Here is a 19,267-nt window from a genome sequence, read left to right on the forward strand (position 1 = left end):
ACTCGACTTCAACGACGGAAGGAGCTCCCAGAAAACATCCCCAGATAACCCCCGGCCCCCAAAGCCAGGTATTTCGGACCGACAAGCGATCCCTTCCCCGTTCAGAATCATGAGACAGTTCTCATGTTGAAGTCAAGCCAAGATTGCGTGGCTGTGGAGAAGGTGCGCGCGGACTAAGCGAATAAAACCCAGTTCACATTGCTTAAGTGCTGATCTCCAGGGGCCGGAAAAGTCCTCGGGACTAACGCGATCCTGAGCAGAACCTGAGGTTTGTGAGAGCTCACCGGCCGAAGCCCGGAGCCCACTCGTCACCCTCGTCGAGAACCTCGGCCCGATTCTCGTGCCGCGCGTCATGCCGCTCGAGAGTCAGACGCTCTCGTCGCCACGCCGCGCCGGCGGGCCAGCTCGCGGCGAACGTCGGGATTACCCGTCCGACGCGCCGCCACAGGGCGCCGTGCGTCGCGAACGGGCGCGCGGATACAGGCATCCGGAGCGTCGGGTCGTACCGCACACCATCCGTCCGCCGCAGGTGAATGGACAGATCCAGATCGTCGTGGATACCGGCGTTGGAGCGGTCGACCTCATCGCGGACCCGCAACCACAGCGCCCTGCGCATCGCGAAGTTCGACCCGAAGACCGGCGGATGCCCGAGCCACGGCGTGACCCAGAAGTACATGCCGCCGATGTACCACTTCGCGCCGAGATATCGCACGATCGGACCCGCCCCGTAGAACTCGGCCGAACCCGTCAGCGCGCCGAGCGCCGGGTCGGCCACGAAGGCCCGGACGATCCGTGAGATCCAGTCCGGATGCGGCCGCGAATCAGCGTCCACCCGCGCGATGATGTCGCAGTCGGACGCCGCCTCGTCATAACCGTGCGCGGCGGCCGGCCAGATCCCGACGACGTCCTCACGGACCACCTCGGCGCCGTGCGCACGGGCGACGGCGGCGGAATCATCCGCGCTCCCGTTGTCGATCACGATCACACGATCCGCGGGCCTACTCTGCTCGTCGAGCGCCGTCAGGCACGCCTCGAGGAATTCCGCATCGTCACGACACGGGATCACGACGGCGACACGGGGAGCGAGCGGCACGGTGTCAACCTACTCCGCGGTCGCAGAACCCGGTCAAAAGGGCGAAATGGTGTCGTGTTTGCGGCCGGAACGCAATCCCCTCAGCTTTCAATCCGATGAGCGTTAGCCTCCGAAACACCCAACGACACGGAATCACCGTGCAGAACGGAGGCGCTCATGCGCACATCACCCAACCGCCTGGTCGCCATCATCTTCGGCGCCGTCTATGTCCTCGTCGGCCTGCTCGGCTTCGCCGTCACCGGCGGCGTCGGATTCATCGCCACCGACGGTGGGCTGCTCCTCGGCATCTTCGAGGTCAACCCGCTCCACAACATCGCGCACCTCCTCATCGGTGCCGCCCTGCTGATCGCCGGCCTGTCCTCGGTCCGCGCGGCCAAGGGCGTCAACATCACGATCGGTGCGGTCTACCTGCTGCTCGGTATCGTCGGCTTCTTCCTGGTGGGTACGGCCGCGAACATCCTCGCGCTGAACACCGCCGACCACTTCCTCCACCTCGCGAGCGCCATCGTGCTCCTCGGTGTCGGACTCGGTGCAGAGCGCGGCGTCGAGACGCGTCGAGCGACCGTCTGAGCATGTCGCTTCGTATGTGGCCCGCCCTCTTTGCCTGGGGGGCGGGCCTCATCCATATCGCCGTGGCGGCGGGCTCACCGCTGGGCGTACTTCTGCCGCTCACGGCGCTGGGCGTCGCCGAGTTGGTGTGGGGAATCGTGATGCTGCGCCAGGGACGGATGCCCCTCGTGCGCACCACCCTCGCGGTGGGGGTTCTCGCAACCCTCGGTGGACTCGTCCTCGCCCTGTTAGACCTGATGGCGTGGATGCCGCTCGTCAGCTCGAGCGTCATGCTCGTGGCGATCGCCGGCATCGCCGCCGTGACCTTGCGCCGGGCCGCCCGGGGTCATGAGGGACGAGGGTCGGATGCCGAGGCATCCGCTCGCTCTGCCGTCCCCGCGGGACGAGCACTGATCGGCGTCGTGGCGGGTGCACTGCTGGTGTCGGGATTGACGACGCCGGCGCTCGCACAGACCAACGCCGGCGACTACGCCGTGCCGCACGGCGAGATGACGGGCCACCACGGCCACTGACCTCGGTCACTGAGCCTGTGTCGCTGAGCCTGTGTCGCTGAGCCTCGGTCGCTGAGCCTCGGTCGCTGAGGCTCGGTCGCTCTGCTGCACCCTGGCCGATCTTCGCGAACGGTCGCGACTCGCCGCGTGACCCTCAACGGGCACGGCGAGTCGCGACCGTTCGCGTACAGACATCGGGCCGTCGGAGCGCGATGATGGGGTGTCGGCGCAGGACGCCGGCCATCGAAGGAGCGCAGCATGGTCATTGCCGGACTGATCTTCGCGGGGCTCGCAGCCCTCATCCACGTGTACATCTTCGTGCTCGAGTCGATCATCTGGACGACTCCCCGCGCACGGGCCACGTTCGGCACGACCGCCGAGCAGGCCCAGCAGACGCGCGAGCTGGCGTTCAACCAGGGCTTCTACAATCTGTTCCTCGCGATCGCGACCGGGCTCGGAATCATTCTGGTTTCGGCCGGGAACCTGCCCGTCGGGGCAACCCTCGTGCTCGTCGGCACGGGGTCGATGCTCGCGGCAAGCCTGGTGCTGGTGCTCTCGTCGCCCGCGAAAGCACGCGCCGCCGCGGTGCAGGGCGCGGCACCCCTCATCGCCGTCGTATTGATCAGCGTGGGCCTGCTCACCTGAGATTCGCACGCACGTTCACATCCTACCCCTGGCCAGTGTCGAAGCTATGTTCTAGCATGACGGGATGGCTACGCCCCTTCCCCGCACTGCGGCTTCGCCCGCGGACGAGCTGAGACGCCTGCGGGCCCAGCTCGACCGCACACAAGCCCCGCGGGTCGAGGCTCCGCCGTTGCCTGTGCATCCGTTGCTGGCCTCTCTGCTGCCCGAAGGAGGGCTCCGCCCGGGGGCCTCATATGCGGTTTCGGCCTCTCCCAGCCTGCTGCTGGCCCTCATCGCCACCGCATCCCAGGCGGGATCGTGGTGTGCGGCGATCGGTATGCCGACACTGGGCGCCGAGGCAGCCGCGTCGTTCGGTGTGGACCTCGAGCGTCTCGTACTCATCCCCGAACCGGGGCAGCGATGGTTGGCGGTCGCCGCGGCGGTCGCCGAGGTGCTGCCGATCGTGGCCGTGCGCCCACAGGGCCGCGCTCGTGACGGCGACGTCGCGCGGCTGAGTGCCCGGCTGCGCGACCGCGGCACCGTTCTGCTCGTCATGGGCGACTGGCCCGGGGCCGATGCTCTGCTGAGCGTCAGCGACCCGCGCTGGAGCGGACTGGATGCGGGACACGGATACCTCGAAGGCCGCGAGGTCACCGTCACCGCGAGCAGCCGCCGCTCGCCGGTGCCACGGAGCGTCCGGATGCTGCTGCCCGGCCCCGATGGTGGTGTGTCGGGCGAAATCGTCGCCGCCCGCACCCCGGCGCGTGACACCACCCTTGCCCCGCCCATCCGTATCCGAGCGGCGGGTTGATCGTGGACGTCGTGCGCAGCCTGGTGCTGTGGATTCCCGATTGGCCCATCGTCGCGCTCGCGCGGGAAACGGGCACCCTCGCGGGAGGAACGGGCACCCTCGCGGGCGAAACGGACACCCTCGCACGGCAGCCGGTCGCGATCATTCACGCAAATAGGGTGGTCGCGTGCTCCGCCGCCGCACGCGCCGAAGGGGTGCGGCGAGGGCAGCGCAGACGCGATGCCCAGGCACGTTGCCCCGCCCTGCAGATCGTCGCCGACGACGCCGCGCGTGATCACCGCGGCTTCCTGCCGGTTGTCGAGGCGATCGAGGCCCGGGCTCCCGGCATCCAGATCATCCGACCGGGGCTCTGTGCGCTGCGAGCGCGTGGTCCGGCGCGGTATTACGGGGGTGAAGAGGAGGCGGCTCGGGTGCTGCGCGAGTCTCTCGATGACCTCGGCATCTCCGACACGCGTGCGGGCGTCGCGGACGGCCCCTTCACCGCCGAGCAGGCGGCTCGGCGCACGGGCCCCGGGGGCATCCTCGTGATCCCGTCGGGCGATACCGCGACGTTTCTGTCGGGCCTGTCGATCGCGACGCTCGAAGACGAGGAGCTGATCGGTCTGCTCGCCCGACTGGGCGTACGGACGCTTGGTGAATTCGCCGCGCTGGACGTCGAGAAGGTGCGGGGACGGTTCGGGGAACGAGGCATCCGCCTGCACGCTCTCGCCGGGGGGCGCGACCCGCGCGCGGTCATCGCACGCACCCCTCCCCCCGAGCTCGAGCGGCAGATCGCCTTCGAGCCGCCCCTCGAGCTCGTCGACCAGATCGGCTTCGGCGTACGCACCACCGCCGACGAATTCATCGACAACCTGACACAGATCTCCCTGGTCTGCACCGAGCTGCGGGTCGAGCTGACCGACGAGCGCGGTGGATTCTCGGAGCGGGTGTGGCTGCATCCGACATGCTTCGACGCCCCCGATGTCGTCGACCGGGTGCGCTGGCAACTCGAATCGGCCATCGGCAACGACCTGAAGAGCGGGGTCGCGCTGGTGCGGCTGATTCCGCAGGCGGTGGATGCCGCATCCCACCACGAACCCGGGCTGTTCGGGCAGGGCGCCGAAGAGCGCGTGCACCATGCGTTGTCGCGCGTGCAGGCGATGCTCGGGCATCGTGGGGTCACGACGCCGACGCTCGGCGGGGGCCGCTGGCTGTCCGAGCGCCAGACGCTCGTGCCGTGGGGCGATCGGGCGTCCGTCCCCCGCTCCCGCGCGCAGCCCTGGCCGGGTCACCTGCCCGCTCCCCTGCCCGCGACCGTGTTCCCCGCCGGTCAGGGCGCCGCGGTCACCGACCACGAGGGCCGGTCGGTGAGCGTCGACGGGCGTGGCCGGCTGAGCGCGCCACCGGTGCAGCTGGGGCTCGAGGGACGGCAGCGTCCGGTCGCCGCGTGGGCGGGCCCCTGGCCCGTGCGCGAGCGCATCTGGGATGCCGAACGCATCCGTACCGCGTACCGACTGCAGGTCGTCGATGCCGATCAGACGGCCTGGATGCTCGTGAACGAGGGCGAGCGCTGGTGGGCAGAGGGCAGGTACGACTGATGGGCTTCGACAACCCTCCCGTGCCGTGGTCCGAGCTCGAACGCGTCCTCAGCGGCCGCCGACCCGATCCGACCCCGCCGAACGCGGACGGCGGCGACAGCCCGGCGTGGTCGCGCAAGCGCTCGGCCTACGTCAAACCGCCCGTGCTGCGCCCCGACGTCACGGTTCCCTACGCCGAGCTGCACGCGCATACGTCGTACTCGTTCCTCGACGGAGCGTCCTCGCCCGAAGATCTGGTCGAAGAGGCAGAGCGGCTGGGCCTGCATGCCCTCGCTGTGACCGACCACGACGGCTTCTACGGAATCGTGCGCTTCGCCGAGGCCGCCGAGGCCTTCTCACTCCGCACCGTTTTCGGCGCCGAGCTCTCGCTCGAGCTCACCCGCCCGCAGAAGGGCGAGCCCGAACCCGAGGGTGCGCACCTGGTCGTCCTCGCCCGCGGCGAAGAGGGCTACCACCGGCTGGCCGGGGCGATCACGACCGCGCAGCTGCGGGGGGCCGAGAAGGGGCGGCCCGTCTACGACCTCGAAGAACTCGCCGAACAGTCGGGCGCGGGCTCGGGCGGGAGAGGCGATGGGCGGGGCGGTGATGGGCATTGGGCTGTGCTGACCGGATGCCGCAAGGGGGCCGTGCGACGGGCGCTCGAGGTCGAGGGTGTCGATGGCGCCGCACGCGAACTCGATCGCCTGGTCGCGTTGTTCGGCCGCGACAGCGTGCACGTCGAGCTGACCGACCACGGCGATCCACTCGATTCGCGTCGCAACGACGCCCTCGCCGCGCTCGCCGCCGAGCGCCGTCTGAGCCTGATCGCCACGAACAACGTCCACTACGCCGCCCCCGAACGCGCCCGGCTCGCTGCGGCGGTCGCGGCGGTGCGGGCGAACCGCAGCATGGACGAGCTGGATGGCTGGCTGCCCGCCCATCACGCCGCGCACCTGCGTTCGGGGGCCGAGATGCACGCGCGCTTCTCGCGGTACCCCGGAGCCGTGGCCCGCACCGTGCCCCTTGCCGACGAGCTCGCCTTTCCCCTCCGTCGTGCGAAGCCCGCGCTCCCGAAGCAGGAGGTACCCGAAGGGCACACGCCGATGTCGTGGCTGAGGCATCTGGTCTGGCAGGCCGTGCCGCGGACCTATCCGCGCCTGAGCGCGGCCGAGCGTGAACGGATCGAGGGCGAGCTCGACGTCATCGAGCGCAAGGACTTTCCCGGCTACTTCCTGATCGTGCACGACATCGTCGCCGAAGCCCGTCGCCGGGGCATCCTGTGTCAGGGGCGCGGATCCGCGGCGAACAGCGCCGTCTGCTTCCTGCTGAACATCACGGCCGTCGACCCGATCTACTATCGGCTGCCGTTCGAGCGGTTCCTGTCGTCGCTGCGCGACGAAGAGCCCGACATCGACGTCGACTTCGACTCCGATCGCCGCGAAGAGATCATCCAGTGGGTCTACGGCCGGTATGGTCGCGACCGCGCCGCGCAGGTCGCGAACGTCATCCAGTACCGACCCAAGAACGCGGTGCGTGACATGGCGAAGGCGCTCGGCCATTCACCGGGACAGCAGGATGCCTGGTCGGCACAGGTCGAGCGCTGGGGTGCCGAACTGACGTCGTCCGACCACGACATTCCCGAGCAGGTGATCGAATACGCGACCGAACTGCTCAAGGCACCCCGGCACCTCGGCATCCACTCGGGCGGAATGGTGCTGACGGACCGGCCCGTCGGGGAGGTCGTGCCGATCGAGCACGCGCGGATGCCCGGCCGCACCGTCATCCAGTGGGACAAGGACGACGCGGCCTGGATGGGGCTGGTCAAGTTCGACCTGCTGGGACTCGGCATGCTCGCCGCCCTGCAGCACTGCTTCGACCTGATCCGCGACGCGACGGGCGAGCGGTGGGAGCTCGCGACGCTGCCGAAGGAAGAGCCGGCCGTCTTCGACATGCTGTGCCGCGCGGATTCGATCGGGGTGTTCCAGGTCGAATCGCGTGCGCAGATGGGCCTGCTCCCGCGTCTCCAACCCCGCGCCTTCTACGACCTCGTCGTCGAGATCGCCCTGATCCGTCCGGGGCCGATCCAGGGCGGTGCGGTGCATCCGTTCGTCCGGCGCAAACTCGGCCGAGAACCCATCACGTACCCGCATCCGAAGCTCGAGCCCGTGCTCGAGCGGACGCTCGGGGTGCCGGTTTTTCAGGAGCAGCTCATGCAGATCGCGATGGCGGTCGGCGGATGCACCGGAGAGGAGGCCGACCTGCTGCGCCGTGCGATGGGGTCCAAGCGCGGGCTCGAGAAGATCGATTCGCTGCGGGAGCGCCTGTACGAGGGCATGGCCGCGAACGGACTCACGGGCGACGTGGCCGACGACATCTACGCTAAGATCCAGGCGTTCGCGAACTTCGGCTTCGCGGAGTCGCACTCGCTGTCGTTCGGGCTGCTGGTGTACGCCAGCTCGTGGATCAAGCTGCACTACCCGGCGGCGTTCCTCGCGGGGCTGCTCCGGTCGCAGCCGATGGGCTTCTACTCCCCCGCGACCCTCGTCGCCGATGCCCGGCGCCACGGGGTCGAGGTGCTGCGGCCCGACCTGCAGCGCTCGGGCGTGACCGAGCTGCTCGAGCCCGTGACCGACGATGCGCCGGGGGTGGGCAGCGGCTCAGCGTCGGGGATTCGGCGAGCGTCGGATGCCACAGCCCCGAATCCTCCGACGCCGGGCGGATCTCCGACGCTCGGCGGGGGCAAGCGCGAGGGCGCGCACGGGCCCGACACTCCGACCCGAGGGACGCGCCGCCCGACGGGGCTGGACTCGTGCCGAGACCCGGAGCAGCCCCATCCGGGCCTGTTCGACATCAGAGCACCGGATACCTCGGCCGCACATCGCCGGGACGGCGCTTTCGCCGTGCGCCTCGGGCTGAAGGGGGTCACGGGCATCGGTGAGGCGACCGCGCAGAAGATCGTGGCGGAGCGGGATGCGCGCGGCCCGTATCGCGACCTGCACGATCTGGTGCGGCGCACCGACGCCACTGCCGCCCAGCTCGAGGCGCTCGCGACCGCCGGAGCCTTCGAGTGCTTGGGGCTGACGCGCCGCGAAGCGATCTGGCTCGCGGGTTCGGCCGCGCAGGATCGCTCCGAGTTCCTGCCCGGCACGATGATCGCCGTCCAGCCTCCGCTCTTCCCCGACCTGACCGGCTACGACACCCTGGCCGCGGACCTGTGGGCCACGGGCATCTCGACCGGCGATCACCCTCTCGCGCACTACCGTCCCGACCTCGATCAGCGGGGGGTGCTGTCGTCCGAGGCGATGCGGACGCACGAAGAGGGCCGGCGCGTCGAGGTCGCGGGGCTCGTGACACACCGACAACGCCCGGCTACCGCATCCGGGGTCACGTTCCTCAACCTCGAGGACGAGCACGGGCTCGTCAACGTGATCTGCACGGTCGGCGTGTGGAACCGGTATCGCCGCGTCGTGCGCGACAGCCCGGCGCTCATCGCTCGGGGCATGCTGGAGCGATCCCCCGAGGGCGTCACCAACCTCGTGGCGGATGGCTTCGAAGACCTGCGGGTCGGGGTGCGGCACAACTCCCGGGACTTCCGTTGACCGGCAGACGCGCTCGTCACTGCCCGCATGGCCCGCCTAGACTGCCGCCGTGGGTGAGCGCATCGAGATCAACGGAGTCCGTGTTTATCGTGCTGAGCCGGCGGGTCCGCCGCGCGGAGCGATCATCGTCATTCACGAGATCTGGGGCCTCGTCGACCAGATCACGCGGATCGCCGACCGGTGGGCCGACGAGGGATACCTGGCGCTCTCGCCCGACCTGCTGAGCGATATCGGGGTCACCCCCGAGGTCGGCGAAGAACTCGCCGCTCTGAACGCCGACCCCGATGATGAGAAACGCGCATCGCTGCAGCCCCGCCTTCGCGAGGCGCTCGCACCGATCCGCTCGCCCGAGTACGCAGCGGAGGCCGTCGCACGCCTCCGGGCCGTCGTCGATCACCTCGCCGCCCTCCCGGATGTGAACGGGCGCATCGCCGTGACCGGCTTCTGCTTCGGCGGGACCTACAGCTTCGCCCTCGCCGCGGACGACGACCGGGTCCGCGCCGCGGTGCCCTTCTACGGGACGGCCCCCGAACCCGAGGCGATCGCACGGATCGCGTGCCCCGTCCTCGCGCTGTACGGCGAGCTCGACCCGGCCATCGTCGATCGACTCCCCGAGGTACGCGAGGTCATGCAGGCCAACGGCATCGCCTTCTCCGACCACGTTTATCCGGGGGCGCGGCACGCGTTCTTCAACGAGACGAATCCGCACACCTACGATGCGGATGCCGCAGCCGACGCGTGGCGGAGGGCCACGACGTTCGTCGCTGAGCGGCTGGGCATCGAAACCTGATCGTGAACCGGCATGCCGACGCCCACCGAGCCGCACCGCCCACCGAGCACGCCCGACTCATATCTCCTGCTGTGGTGGCTCCCCGTGGGCGCGGGCGGCCACGTCGTGGTCCACACCAGTAGGTGGTGGGAGGGGCTTGACGCCGCAGCCCACCGCAGGCCGCGACGGCCCCTTTTCCACGCCGCCCTCGAGCTGTTCGTCGATGGCCATCGCGACATCATCGAGATGGCACCGGCATGGGGAGCACCCGCGGTCGACCGCGGAGTGGTGGCGACCGGACCGGTCGGGATGCGGGCCCTCGGCAGATCACGATTCTTCCGCTACGAGGTGCGGTGCTGGCGCGACGGGATCCTTCCCGACCGCGCCTGGGCGGTGGGTCCGCCGGTCCGTCTCGACCTGAGCCGCGAAAGCGCCCGCAACGTGTCCGGCGTCGTGGCCTCGGTGCCCGACTTCGTGTGGGGCCGGGATCCCCTGCGGATCGGTGACATGTGGAACTCGAATTCGCTCGCGTCGTGGGCGCTGACCCGCAGCGGGGTCGACGCGTCGACGCTCCACCCACCGGACCACGGACGCGCGCCGGGCTGGAAGAGCGGGATCGCGGCGGCAGCGATCAGATCCGTCCGCTGAGCGCGGCTCACGGCCCGGGCCGCCGGGTGTCGTACGCCCGGTCGTCCGCGATCGCGCCGTGCCCGTCGCGCAGGACGGCGGCGGTCGTCGCGGCAACGACGAGGGCAACCAGAACGAGCGCTACGAGCAGGACGACGATGAACATGAGAGCCTCCGGAGTCGGGTGAATGGTTTGATCCGACCGCATCACCCCGACGGGAACAACAGTCCAATTGACGTGGACTGGCTGCCCCAGCCGATCAGTAGGCGTCGATATGCAGACTTCGCTCCCGATCGAGGTCCAGGATGTCTAGATTGGACCGATCCAGATATACACGGCCCGTGACCGGACATCCCGTCGCGCGGTGCTCCTACGATGGCCGCGAGGAGGAATCGTGGGGTTCTCGCTTGCCGGGCTGGCCGTGTCGCTCGCCGTCCTGGCGCCCAATGCGATTCTGATCTTCTTCCGACCCGTCGATGCCTTGCCGCCGACCCGCACTCCGCGACCGCTCACCTGGCTGGAGCGGGCCGGCCAGGCCCTCTGCCTCGTCACTCCCGCCCTGACCGGGCAGGAACCCGGTGATCCGTGGTGGTTCGCCGCGCTGGCAGCCTGCATCGCCGTCTACCTCGGACTCTGGGTGCGATACCTCGCGACCGGGCGGCACGTCGCATCCCTCTACGCGCCCCTCGGGCTCGTCCCGGTGCCGATGGCGCTGTTCCCGATCGCGGCGTTCCTGCTCTCCGCGGGATGGCTCGGATCGTGGTGGATCGCGCTCGCGGCGACGATCCTGGCTGCGGGCCACATTCCCCTCGCCGTGGCCACGCAAAGAGCGATCCACGCGCCCTCGTCCACTCTCGAGGGATGACACGGACGGCGAGCGCAACCCCTCTCGCGTGAGGCTCGCCACGCGTATCGTGGCCGATCATCGTCCCGGAAAGGACCTCGCATGTCGCACAGCGTCGCAGAACTGTTCGTCGAAACGTTGAAGAGCGCGGGAGTCACGCGGATCTGGGGGTTGCCGGGCGACTCGCTGAACGGATTCACCGACGTTCTGCGCCGCGACAAGGACATCCGTTGGATGCACGTGCGGCACGAGGAGGCCGCGGCCTTCGCGGCCGCCGCCGAGGCCGAGATGACCGGCGAGCTCGCCGTCGTCGCGGGCAGCGGCGGCCCCGGCAACCTGCACTTCATCAACGGCCTGTTCGACGCGCAGCGCAGCCGCGTGCCGGTGCTCGCGATCGCATCGCACCTGCCGTCCGCCGAGATCGGCAGCAACTACTTCCAGGAGACGCACCCGCAGGAGCTGTTCCGCGAGTGCAGCGTCTACAGCGAGCTGGTCGCCGACCCGAGCCAGCTGCCCTGGGTGCTCGAGATCGCCATGCGCACCGCGATCGAGAAGCGCGGCGTCGCGGTCGTCGTCGTACCCGCCGATGTGTTCTTCGCGGATGCCCCGAACCGCCGCCCGTCCGCGCCGATCCGTGCGGCGGAACCACGCGTCGTGCCGTCCGAGTCCGAGCTGCGGGCCGCCGCCGACCTGCTCGACGCCGCCGGCAAGGTGACGATCCTCGCGGGCGCGGGCGTCGCGGGGGCACATGCCGAGGTGATGGCGCTCGCCGAGCGGCTGCAGGCCCCGATCGTGCATGCCTTCCGCGGCAAGCAGCACATCGAATACGACAACCCGTACGACGTCGGCATGACGGGGCTCCTGGGCTTCGCCTCGGGCTACCGCGCGATGGAGCAGTGCGACACGCTGCTCATGCTCGGCACCGACCTGCCGTATCGCCAGTTCTATCCCAGCAAGGCGAAGATCATCCAGATCGACATCCGCGGCGAGCAGCTGGGGCGCCGCACCCCGATCGATCTCGGCCTGGTGGGCGGGGTGCGCGAGACGGCGGCGGCACTCCTGCCCCTGCTGAGCGACGGACGCAGCGACTCCCACCTCACGGACTCCGTGGCGCACTACGCCAAGACCCGTCGCGAGCTCGACGGGTTCGCGAACGACGATGGCAAGGAACCCATCCATCCGCAGTACGTGGCACGTCTGATCGACGAGCTGGCCGCGAGGGATGCCGTCTTCACGGCGGATGTCGGGACCCCGGTCATCTGGGCCGCCCGATACCTGCGGATGACCGAGCAGCGGCGCCTGATCGGGTCGTTCACGCACGGGTCGATGGCGAACGCCATGCCGCACGCACTCGGCGCCCAGGCGACGGATCCCGACCGCCAGGTCATCGCCCTCGCGGGTGACGGGGGCCTGGCGATGCTGATGGGCGACCTGCTCTCGATCCGCCAGAACGACCTGCCGATCAAGATCGTCGTGTTCAACAACTCTTCGCTCAGCTTCATCGAGCTCGAGATGAAGGCGGCGGGGATCGTGCCGTTTGGGACCGAGCTGAACAATCCGGACTTCGCCGAGGTCGCTCGGTCGATGGGCATAACGGGCATCCGCGTCGAGAAGGCGTCCGAGCTCGAGGACGCCCTGACGCGTGCACTGGCAGACCCCGGACCCGTCCTGCTCGACGTGGTGGTGGCACGCGACGAGCTCTCGATCCCGCCGTCGATCACGGCGGCGCAGGCCAAGGGGTTCGCGCTCTACGCCCTGCGGACGGTCATGTCGGGCCGGGGTGACGAGCTCCTCGACCTCGCCGACACCAACGTGTGGCGTCGCATCTTCGGGTGAGGCCTAGGCGCGAGAGCGTCGCCCGCCCCGGAGCACTCCGTCGGCCAGCGCGACCACGGCGATCGTGACGAGGTAGACGACGACGTCGCGCACGTCGAAGACCGTGCCGAGCACGAGCACCGCGGGCGGGAACGCCCGCCCGAGGTCCAGGGGCACTCCGGTCACCTGGAACACCTCGACCGCCACGCACCAGGCCGCCGCGATGAGCCCGGCGACGGCGACCCGCACGCGGGGCAGAAGGATCACGACCGCGAGATACACCGCGACGGCGTAGAGCGCGTCACCCGCGATGTCGGATGCCGCGCCGTCGGGCGCCAGCAGGTGCACCGCCAGACCGGCGCCGACCGTCACGAGCAGCAGCCCCAGCGCGATGAGGCGACGGCGGAGGGGTCGCGCCGCGACCGTGGTTGCCGAGTCATCCGCCATCCCTCCACCGTAGGCGTCGCCACGCGCATATTCACGGCGCGACGACCTCCCCTCCCCCGGTCCCGAGGAGCAGGATGAAGACGGGAGCCGCCTCCCGGCGGAGCACCTCTCACCACGAATCTCACGACGAAGGCAGGCACACCATGTCTCGGACATACGTCATCACGGGAGCGGCGAGCGGGATCGGAGCGGCCACCGCCCAGCTGCTCGGCGAGCGCGGCCATCGTGTGGTCGGGGTCGACATCCGAAATGCCGATGTCAACGTCGACCTGACCACGTCCGAGGGACGCGAGCGGATGGTCACCGAGGTCGCCGCGGCAACCGACGGGCACATCGACGCGATCATCGCCAACGCGGGCCTGGCCACCCCGACCACCGCGACCGTGGCGGTGAACTACTTCGGCGCGGTCGCGACACTCGAGGGCCTCCGCCCCCTGCTGACCGGCTCTGCGGCCCCCCGCGCCGTCGCCACGGTATCGATGGCATCCCTCTTCCCGCCGGATGACGCCCTGCTCGAGGCGCTCCTGGCCGGCGACGAAGAGGCGGCGCTCGCGCGAGGTGCCGAGCTCGAGGCATCCGCCCCCGAGACGGCGAACCTGATCTACGGGACGACCAAGCAGGCGCTCGCGCGATGGATCCGCCGGAACGCCCCGACCCCCGCCTGGGCGGGCGCGGGCATCCCGCTGAACGCCGTCGGACCCGGTGTCGTCGCGACCCCGATGACCGCCGACCTGACCGCCACCGCCGAGGCACGCGAAGCTCTGCTGCAGATGGTGCCGATGCCCCTGAACGGCATCTTCGAACCGCGCGATGTCGCCTACCTCCTCGCGTGGCTGACGAGCGAAGAGAACGCGCACCTGTGCGGTCAGGTCGTGTTCATCGACGGTGGATCGGATGCGGTCATCCGGGGCGACTCCACCTGGTGAGCTGTGGACAGTCGGGCTGGGAAGAGCAGGGTGACGGATGCTTCGGCCGCAGGCCGACGCCTGGCCTAGCCTGAGACGGTGAGCGAAGACATCCCCCGCCCGAGTGCCCCGACCGACGACGCTCGCGCCGAGACGAGCATCGCGGCCGCGATCGGCCGGGCCGTGGCGTCCGCTCGCGCCGACCGGAAGCTCTCGATGCGTGCGCTCGCCGCCGAGGCCGGGATCAGCCAGCCGTTCCTCAGTCAGATCGAGAACGGCCACACGCTCCCCTCCATGCTGACGCTCTACCGGCTCGCCGGAGCGCTCGGGCTGTCGGCCGCAGAGCTCATGCCGGCCGAGGTCGAGGTCGCACCGATCCACGTCCTGCGGCGCGACGACGCGCGCCGCGTGCCGGTCACCGAGTCCGCCAACGCGGGCATCGGCCGCATCCTCACCGCCGCGGGTCGCCGGGTCGTCGCGACCGAATACGTCGTCGGAGCGGACGACGACATGGGCGACTGGTTCCAGTCCGACGGCGAGCTGCTCGTGTACGTCGCGGACGGGCGGATCGTCGTGACGATCGAGGGTCAGGGCGAGTGGGAGCTCGGCACCGGTGACGCCATGACCTACCCCGGGGAACTCCGCAACGTCTGGAGGGTCATCGGCCCGGAACAGGCCACCATCCTGCTCGTGCACTCCCCCGGTTCGTGAGGCCGCAGCCCGCGGGGAACTCCTGTCGGCGGCGTAACAAGTTATTTACACAAGCAATCATTGATTGCTCTGTATTATCAAACGCATGAGCGAATCCTTCGACGTCCCGACCGTCGACATCTCCGCGTACGTGACCGATGCGAGCGACGAGAGCAAGGCCGCCGTGGCCCGAGCCCTCGACGAGGCCTGCCGCACCGTCGGCTTCATCCAGATCGTGGGGCACGGCGTGCCGACCGCGGTGACGGATGGCCTGGCCCAGGCGATGGACGACTTCTTCGGCCAGGAGCTCGAGGCGAAGAAGGCGTGGAAGCGGCCCGCGAAAGAGAACCGCGGCTACAGCCCACCCAAGAGCGAGTCGCTCAGCTACTCGCTGGGCGTCGACCCCGTCACCCGCATGAACGACTTCTTCGAGGCGTTCAACATCGGCAGCTCGGAGGCCGACTTCCCCGGCTTCGTCGACGCGACCGGCGACTACGCCGCCAACACCTGGCCCGACACCCCCGGGTTCGAGGAGCGCGTCACGACGTACTTCGCCGAGGCCCGCCGCGTCGCGTACACGCTGCAGGATGCCTTCGCGGATGCCCTCGGCATCGACCGCGCGGTGTTCGGCGCGGTGTCGGATCATCCGATCAACGTCCTGCGCATGAACAACTACGCCCTCCCCCCGGGCAGCATCGAGCTCGGTGCCGACCTCACGGGAATGGGCGAGCACACCGACTACGGGATGGTGACCGTGCTCTGGGCCGATCGCGTCGAGGGCCTGCAGGTACTGGGTCGCGACGGAGGCTGGCACGACGTCATGCCCGCCGAGGGCGCGCTGCTGATCAACCTCGGCGACATCGCCGCGCGCGTCACGAACGACGAATGGATGTCGACGCTGCACCGTGTCAAGCCGCCGATCGTGAACGGCACGATCAAGCGCCGCCGCTCGGCCGCCTTCTTCCACGACTGGAACGCGGATTCCGTGATCCACACCCTCCCGTCGATCCTCGAGCACTCCGAGCCGCTGTACGCGCCCGTGACGGTCGCGGAGCACGTGCAGGCCAAGCTCCGCGGATCGCGTGCGGGTGTGAAGAACACCGCGGCCGAGCGCGAGCAGGCGCGCGTGACGTCGGCCGCGCGATGACCCCGTCGACACCGGCAGCCGCGTCGGCACCCGCAGCCGTGCCGCTCGCATCGTCTCCGACGATCCCCAAGGCCGAGATCCACATGCACCTCGAGGGCGCCCTCGAATCCGAACTGCTCGTCACACTCGCCCGCCGCAACGGCGTGCAGCTGCCGACCTACGACCCCGAGGTTCTCGACGCGCGCTACCGGTTCGGCGAGCTGCAGGACTTCCTCGACGTGTACTTCGACAATCTCGCGGTGATGCGGACGGCCGAGGACTTCCACGACCTCGCAGCGCTGTACCTGCGTCGCGCCCGCGAGGAAGGCGTCGTCCGCGCCGAGTCGTTCTTCAACCCGATGGTGCATGTCCGCGCCGGCGTACCGCTCGCCGCGGTCATGGAGGGCTACGGCGCGGCCTTCGCCGATGCCCGCCGCGACGGATTGTCGTGCGACCTGATCCTCGACTTCACGCGCGACCTCGGCGCCGAGGCCGCCGACCAGATGCTGACGGACATCGCGCCCTTCCGCGACATGATCATCGGGGTGGGGCTCGACTCCACCGAGGTGGGCTATCCGCCCGTGCTGTTCCGGGATGTCTTCGCGCGCGCCGAGGCGGACGGCTTGCACCGGACCTGCCACGCGGGCGAAGAGGGCGACCCCGAATACGTCCGTCAGGCCCTCGACGACCTGCGCGTCGAGCGCATCGACCACGGTCTGCGCGCCGTCGAGGACCCCGAGCTGCTCAAGCGGATCGCGGGCGAGCAGATCGCCGTCAACGTCTGCCCCCTCTCGAACGTCGCGCTGCGCGCGGTCGACCGGATGGAGCAGCATCCGGTGTTCGCGATGCTCGAGGCGGGTATTCCGGCCACGATCTCGAGCGATGACCCGGCCTACTTCGGGGGTCAGATCGGCGCGAACTTCGCGGCGCTCGAGGCGATCGGAACGCCCCGAGACGTGCTGATCGGATGCATCGAGAACTCGTTCGAGGCGGCGTTCATCGATGGCGCCGAACGCGAGCGGCACCTGGCTGCGTTGCGTGCCGCGGCCGTCTCGTAAGGGCGCTGGTTCGCGCGTCTCTATGGGTGTGTGAAAACTCTCATCTTCTTGGCGCAATCTCGGCGTGATTTCGGTGCTTTTCGAGCATCGGATGTCGGTGGGTGTCCGTAGAGTTTCGAACATGCATTCGAACATTCGCGTTGCGTCCGGTGACGATGTCGATGTTGCCGCACGTGATCTCGCGGTGCGGTTCGCCGAGGCTTCCCGGACGGTGGCCCGGGCGCAGGCCGCGCAGGCGCGGGTGTTGGCGGATGCGGCGGATCTCGGGATGCGTCGGGTCGCGGAGCTGGTGTCGACGTCGTCGCGTGAGGCGGAGCTGCCGTTTCGGGCGTTGGCGGCGGAGTTGGGTGTTGCGGCGAACATGTCGGATCGGACGGTGCAACGCCGCATGAACGACGCCGCGACCCTTGCCGAGGCCTTCCCCGCGACATTCGACGCGTGGGATCAGGGGCGGGTGAGTGCGGGGCATGTTGCGGTGATCATGGAACACGGACTTCCCCTCACGGATGCCGAGGCGCGGTCGGAGTTCGAGGCGGCGGCCTTGGTCCGTGCGGAGGGGACGACGCCGGGCCGCTTGGGGTCTGCGTTGGCTCGCCTCGCGGAGTCGTTGCAGCCCCGGTCATTGACGGAGCGTCACCGGGAGGCGCGGGCGGGGCGGGGTGCGTGTGTGCGGGACCTCGGCGACGGGATGGCGGAGTTCAGCACCATCCAACCCGCCGTCCTCGCCCACGCCATGCACGACCGGATCACGCAGCAAGCGCGGGCGATCAAGAACACCGACCCGAGTGATGCGCGCACCGTCGATCAGATTCGTGCGGACCTCGTCGCCGACATACTCCTCACCACCACCCCGGACGCTCACACGGGTGCGGGAATGTCAGACGGGTTCGGGGGCCTGGGGGCGATCCAGGCGATCGTGAACGTCACCGTTCCCGCCCTGGCACTCGCCGGGGTGACGGATGAGCCCGCGGAACTGGCCGGGCGGTGCCCGATCGACCCCGCGACCGCCCGCGCTCTTGCCGGGCACGCGACCGGATGGGATCGGGTCCTCGCGGACCCGATCACCGGCTGTGTTCTCGCTGTCGACCGGTACACACCGTCGGCGGACATGAAACGCTTCCTCCGGGCGAGGGATCAGCACTGCCGGTTCCCCGGGTGCCGGCAACCCGCACACCGGTGCGATCGAGATCACACCCTGGATTACGCCCTCGGTGGTGAAACCAGCACCTGCAACCTGGCGTGCCTCTGCAAACGACACCACACCCTCAAAGGCGAAACACCGTGGCGGGTGAGACAACTCGGCGGCGGAATCCTGGAATGGACATCCCCGGGCGGGCACGTCTACATCGACAGACCCCCGCCCGCGGTTCACTTCGCCCCGAACACGGATCCACCACCCTTCTAGGGATGGGTTCGCCGCGGCCGCCCGGTCACTGAGATGCCCGGTCACTGAGATGCCCGGTCACTGAGATGCCCGGTCACTGAGATGCCCGGTCACTGAGATGCCCGGTCACTGAGCACTGGCACTGAGCCTGTCGAAGGGATCCGCTGTGCCCTGCACGGTCACCGAGCTATGCCCCGGCGCGCACACCCAGAGGCTCAGGGAAAGTGAACGTCCGTAACCGCAACGGCGCCGTGCGTGTGCATGCGTGCGCCCGACTCGTTGAAGATGCTGATGATCTGCGCGGGCCGACTGCCCGCCGCACCGATCGCGTGCGGAATGCGGGTATCGAACTCCGCCGCCTCACCCCGCGAAAGCACGAGATCCTGCTCACCGAGCCGCAACCTCAACCTTCCAGCGAGGACATACAGCCACTCGTAGCCGTCGTGCACGCGCAACTCGGCGAATCGGGTCGCATCGGGCGAATACGTGATCTTGTACGTATTCACCGACGACCCCTCGGGTGCGAGCGGCGCGATCACCATTCCGTCGCGCCGGATGACCGGGCGTCGCACCCGGGGGTCGACATCGGGCGCGCCGACGAGGTCGTCGATGCGAATACCGAGCTGGCGCGTGAGCGGCACGAGCAGCTCGAGGCTGGCCTGCCGTTTGCCGGATTCGAGCCGTGACAGCGTGCTCGCCGACATCTCCGAGCGCGTGGCCAACTCGTCCAACGTCCAGCCGCGCGCGTGACGGGCGGTCCGCAGCCGAGCTCCGACCTGATCCAGACCGTCCGCCATCTTCATCCCCCGATCGCTCTTCTTGCCAATACCGCAAACCAGTTTGCCATTCTGTCGCGC

Annotated in this window: 19 protein-coding genes; 15 read left to right on the forward strand and 4 right to left on the reverse strand. The window is 69.4% G+C overall.

Annotated elements, in window-relative coordinates:
* Positions 1 to 280: 280 nt before the first annotated feature.
* Complete coding sequence (locus ACIQ0W_RS04355) at positions 281 to 1,093, reverse strand: glycosyltransferase (protein ID WP_396641585.1); 813 nt, start codon at positions 1,091 to 1,093, stop codon at positions 281 to 283.
* A gap of 156 nt (positions 1,094 to 1,249) precedes the next feature.
* Here ACIQ0W_RS04355 and ACIQ0W_RS04360 point away from each other — a divergent pair, with 156 nt between their 5' ends.
* The 8 genes from ACIQ0W_RS04360 to ACIQ0W_RS04395 all read left to right on the forward strand — a co-directional run bounded on the left by ACIQ0W_RS04360 (position 1,250) and on the right by ACIQ0W_RS04395 (position 10,161).
* Positions 1,250 to 1,663, forward strand: coding sequence for a DUF4383 domain-containing protein (locus ACIQ0W_RS04360; RefSeq protein WP_396641586.1), 414 nt, complete (start codon positions 1,250 to 1,252; stop codon positions 1,661 to 1,663).
* A gap of 2 nt (positions 1,664 to 1,665) precedes the next feature.
* The gene (locus tag ACIQ0W_RS04365) at positions 1,666 to 2,175 is read left to right on the forward strand and encodes a hypothetical protein (RefSeq protein WP_396641587.1); all 510 of its coding nucleotides are present in this window, start codon (positions 1,666 to 1,668) and stop codon (positions 2,173 to 2,175) included.
* A gap of 237 nt (positions 2,176 to 2,412) precedes the next feature.
* The gene (locus tag ACIQ0W_RS04370; protein ID WP_396641588.1) at positions 2,413 to 2,799 is read left to right on the forward strand and encodes a DUF1304 domain-containing protein; all 387 of its coding nucleotides are present in this window, start codon (positions 2,413 to 2,415) and stop codon (positions 2,797 to 2,799) included.
* A gap of 64 nt (positions 2,800 to 2,863) precedes the next feature.
* Entirely contained in the window at positions 2,864 to 3,589 is a 726-nt protein-coding gene (locus tag ACIQ0W_RS04375) for a hypothetical protein (RefSeq protein ID WP_396641589.1), read from the forward strand.
* A 2-nt stretch (positions 3,590 to 3,591) separates the two neighbouring features.
* Entirely contained in the window at positions 3,592 to 5,166 is a 1,575-nt protein-coding gene (locus ACIQ0W_RS04380) for a DNA polymerase Y family protein (protein WP_396641590.1), read from the forward strand.
* Positions 5,166 to 8,744 carry an error-prone DNA polymerase gene (locus tag ACIQ0W_RS04385; protein ID WP_396641591.1) on the forward strand — a complete coding sequence of 1,193 codons (3,579 nt, stop codon included), beginning with the start codon at positions 5,166 to 5,168 and terminating at the stop codon, positions 8,742 to 8,744. Before ACIQ0W_RS04380 ends, ACIQ0W_RS04385 begins: the two co-directional genes overlap by 1 nt.
* A gap of 49 nt (positions 8,745 to 8,793) precedes the next feature.
* On the forward strand, positions 8,794 to 9,534 hold the full coding sequence (locus ACIQ0W_RS04390) for a dienelactone hydrolase family protein (protein ID WP_396641592.1): 741 nt from the start codon (positions 8,794 to 8,796) through the stop codon (positions 9,532 to 9,534).
* A gap of 12 nt (positions 9,535 to 9,546) precedes the next feature.
* Entirely contained in the window at positions 9,547 to 10,161 is a 615-nt protein-coding gene (locus ACIQ0W_RS04395) for a hypothetical protein (RefSeq protein WP_396641593.1), read from the forward strand.
* 7 nt (positions 10,162 to 10,168) lie between these two features.
* On the opposite strand, the gene ACIQ0W_RS04400 is transcribed toward ACIQ0W_RS04395, so the two are convergent.
* Positions 10,169 to 10,306: a hypothetical protein gene (locus tag ACIQ0W_RS04400; protein ID WP_396641594.1), complete on the reverse strand. Its 138-nt coding sequence runs from the start codon at positions 10,304 to 10,306 to the stop codon at positions 10,169 to 10,171.
* A 229-nt stretch (positions 10,307 to 10,535) separates the two neighbouring features.
* Here ACIQ0W_RS04400 and ACIQ0W_RS04405 point away from each other — a divergent pair, with 229 nt between their 5' ends.
* Both ACIQ0W_RS04405 and poxB read left to right on the forward strand, forming a co-directional pair.
* Positions 10,536 to 11,006: a hypothetical protein gene (locus tag ACIQ0W_RS04405; protein WP_396641595.1), complete on the forward strand. Its 471-nt coding sequence runs from the start codon at positions 10,536 to 10,538 to the stop codon at positions 11,004 to 11,006.
* Positions 11,007 to 11,087: 81 nt separating this feature from the next.
* Positions 11,088 to 12,821 (forward strand): ubiquinone-dependent pyruvate dehydrogenase, encoded by a 1,734-nt coding sequence (gene poxB, locus ACIQ0W_RS04410; RefSeq protein WP_396641596.1) that lies wholly within the window; start codon positions 11,088 to 11,090, stop codon positions 12,819 to 12,821.
* A gap of 3 nt (positions 12,822 to 12,824) precedes the next feature.
* On the opposite strand, the gene ACIQ0W_RS04415 is transcribed toward poxB, so the two are convergent.
* Positions 12,825 to 13,247, reverse strand: a complete 423-nt coding sequence (locus ACIQ0W_RS04415) for a DUF2809 domain-containing protein (RefSeq protein WP_396641597.1) — start codon at positions 13,245 to 13,247, stop codon at positions 12,825 to 12,827.
* Positions 13,248 to 13,390: 143 nt separating this feature from the next.
* Here ACIQ0W_RS04415 and ACIQ0W_RS04420 point away from each other — a divergent pair, with 143 nt between their 5' ends.
* The 5 genes from ACIQ0W_RS04420 (at position 13,391) to ACIQ0W_RS04440 (ending at position 18,431) form a co-directional block, all read left to right on the forward strand.
* A complete protein-coding gene (locus ACIQ0W_RS04420; protein WP_396641598.1) occupies positions 13,391 to 14,173 on the forward strand; it encodes an SDR family oxidoreductase in 783 nt (260 codons plus the stop codon).
* Between the two features lie 78 nt (positions 14,174 to 14,251).
* Positions 14,252 to 14,863 carry a helix-turn-helix domain-containing protein gene (locus ACIQ0W_RS04425; protein WP_396641599.1) on the forward strand — a complete coding sequence of 204 codons (612 nt, stop codon included), beginning with the start codon at positions 14,252 to 14,254 and terminating at the stop codon, positions 14,861 to 14,863.
* 85 nt (positions 14,864 to 14,948) lie between these two features.
* Positions 14,949 to 15,989: an isopenicillin N synthase family dioxygenase gene (locus ACIQ0W_RS04430; RefSeq protein ID WP_396641600.1), complete on the forward strand. Its 1,041-nt coding sequence runs from the start codon at positions 14,949 to 14,951 to the stop codon at positions 15,987 to 15,989.
* The gene (add, locus tag ACIQ0W_RS04435) at positions 15,986 to 17,026 is read left to right on the forward strand and encodes an adenosine deaminase (RefSeq protein WP_396641601.1); all 1,041 of its coding nucleotides are present in this window, start codon (positions 15,986 to 15,988) and stop codon (positions 17,024 to 17,026) included. Before ACIQ0W_RS04430 ends, add begins: the two co-directional genes overlap by 4 nt.
* A gap of 121 nt (positions 17,027 to 17,147) precedes the next feature.
* Positions 17,148 to 18,431: a DUF222 domain-containing protein gene (locus tag ACIQ0W_RS04440; RefSeq protein ID WP_396641602.1), complete on the forward strand. Its 1,284-nt coding sequence runs from the start codon at positions 17,148 to 17,150 to the stop codon at positions 18,429 to 18,431.
* A gap of 194 nt (positions 18,432 to 18,625) precedes the next feature.
* Here the strand turns inward: ACIQ0W_RS04440 and ACIQ0W_RS04445 are convergent, their stop codons facing one another.
* Complete coding sequence (locus ACIQ0W_RS04445; protein ID WP_396641657.1) at positions 18,626 to 19,207, reverse strand: helix-turn-helix domain-containing protein; 582 nt, start codon at positions 19,205 to 19,207, stop codon at positions 18,626 to 18,628.
* Positions 19,208 to 19,267 lie beyond the last annotated feature (60 nt).

This window comes from Microbacterium sp. (assembly GCF_044340635.1).
In the GTDB taxonomy this organism is placed as follows: domain Bacteria; phylum Actinomycetota; class Actinomycetes; order Actinomycetales; family Microbacteriaceae; genus Microbacterium.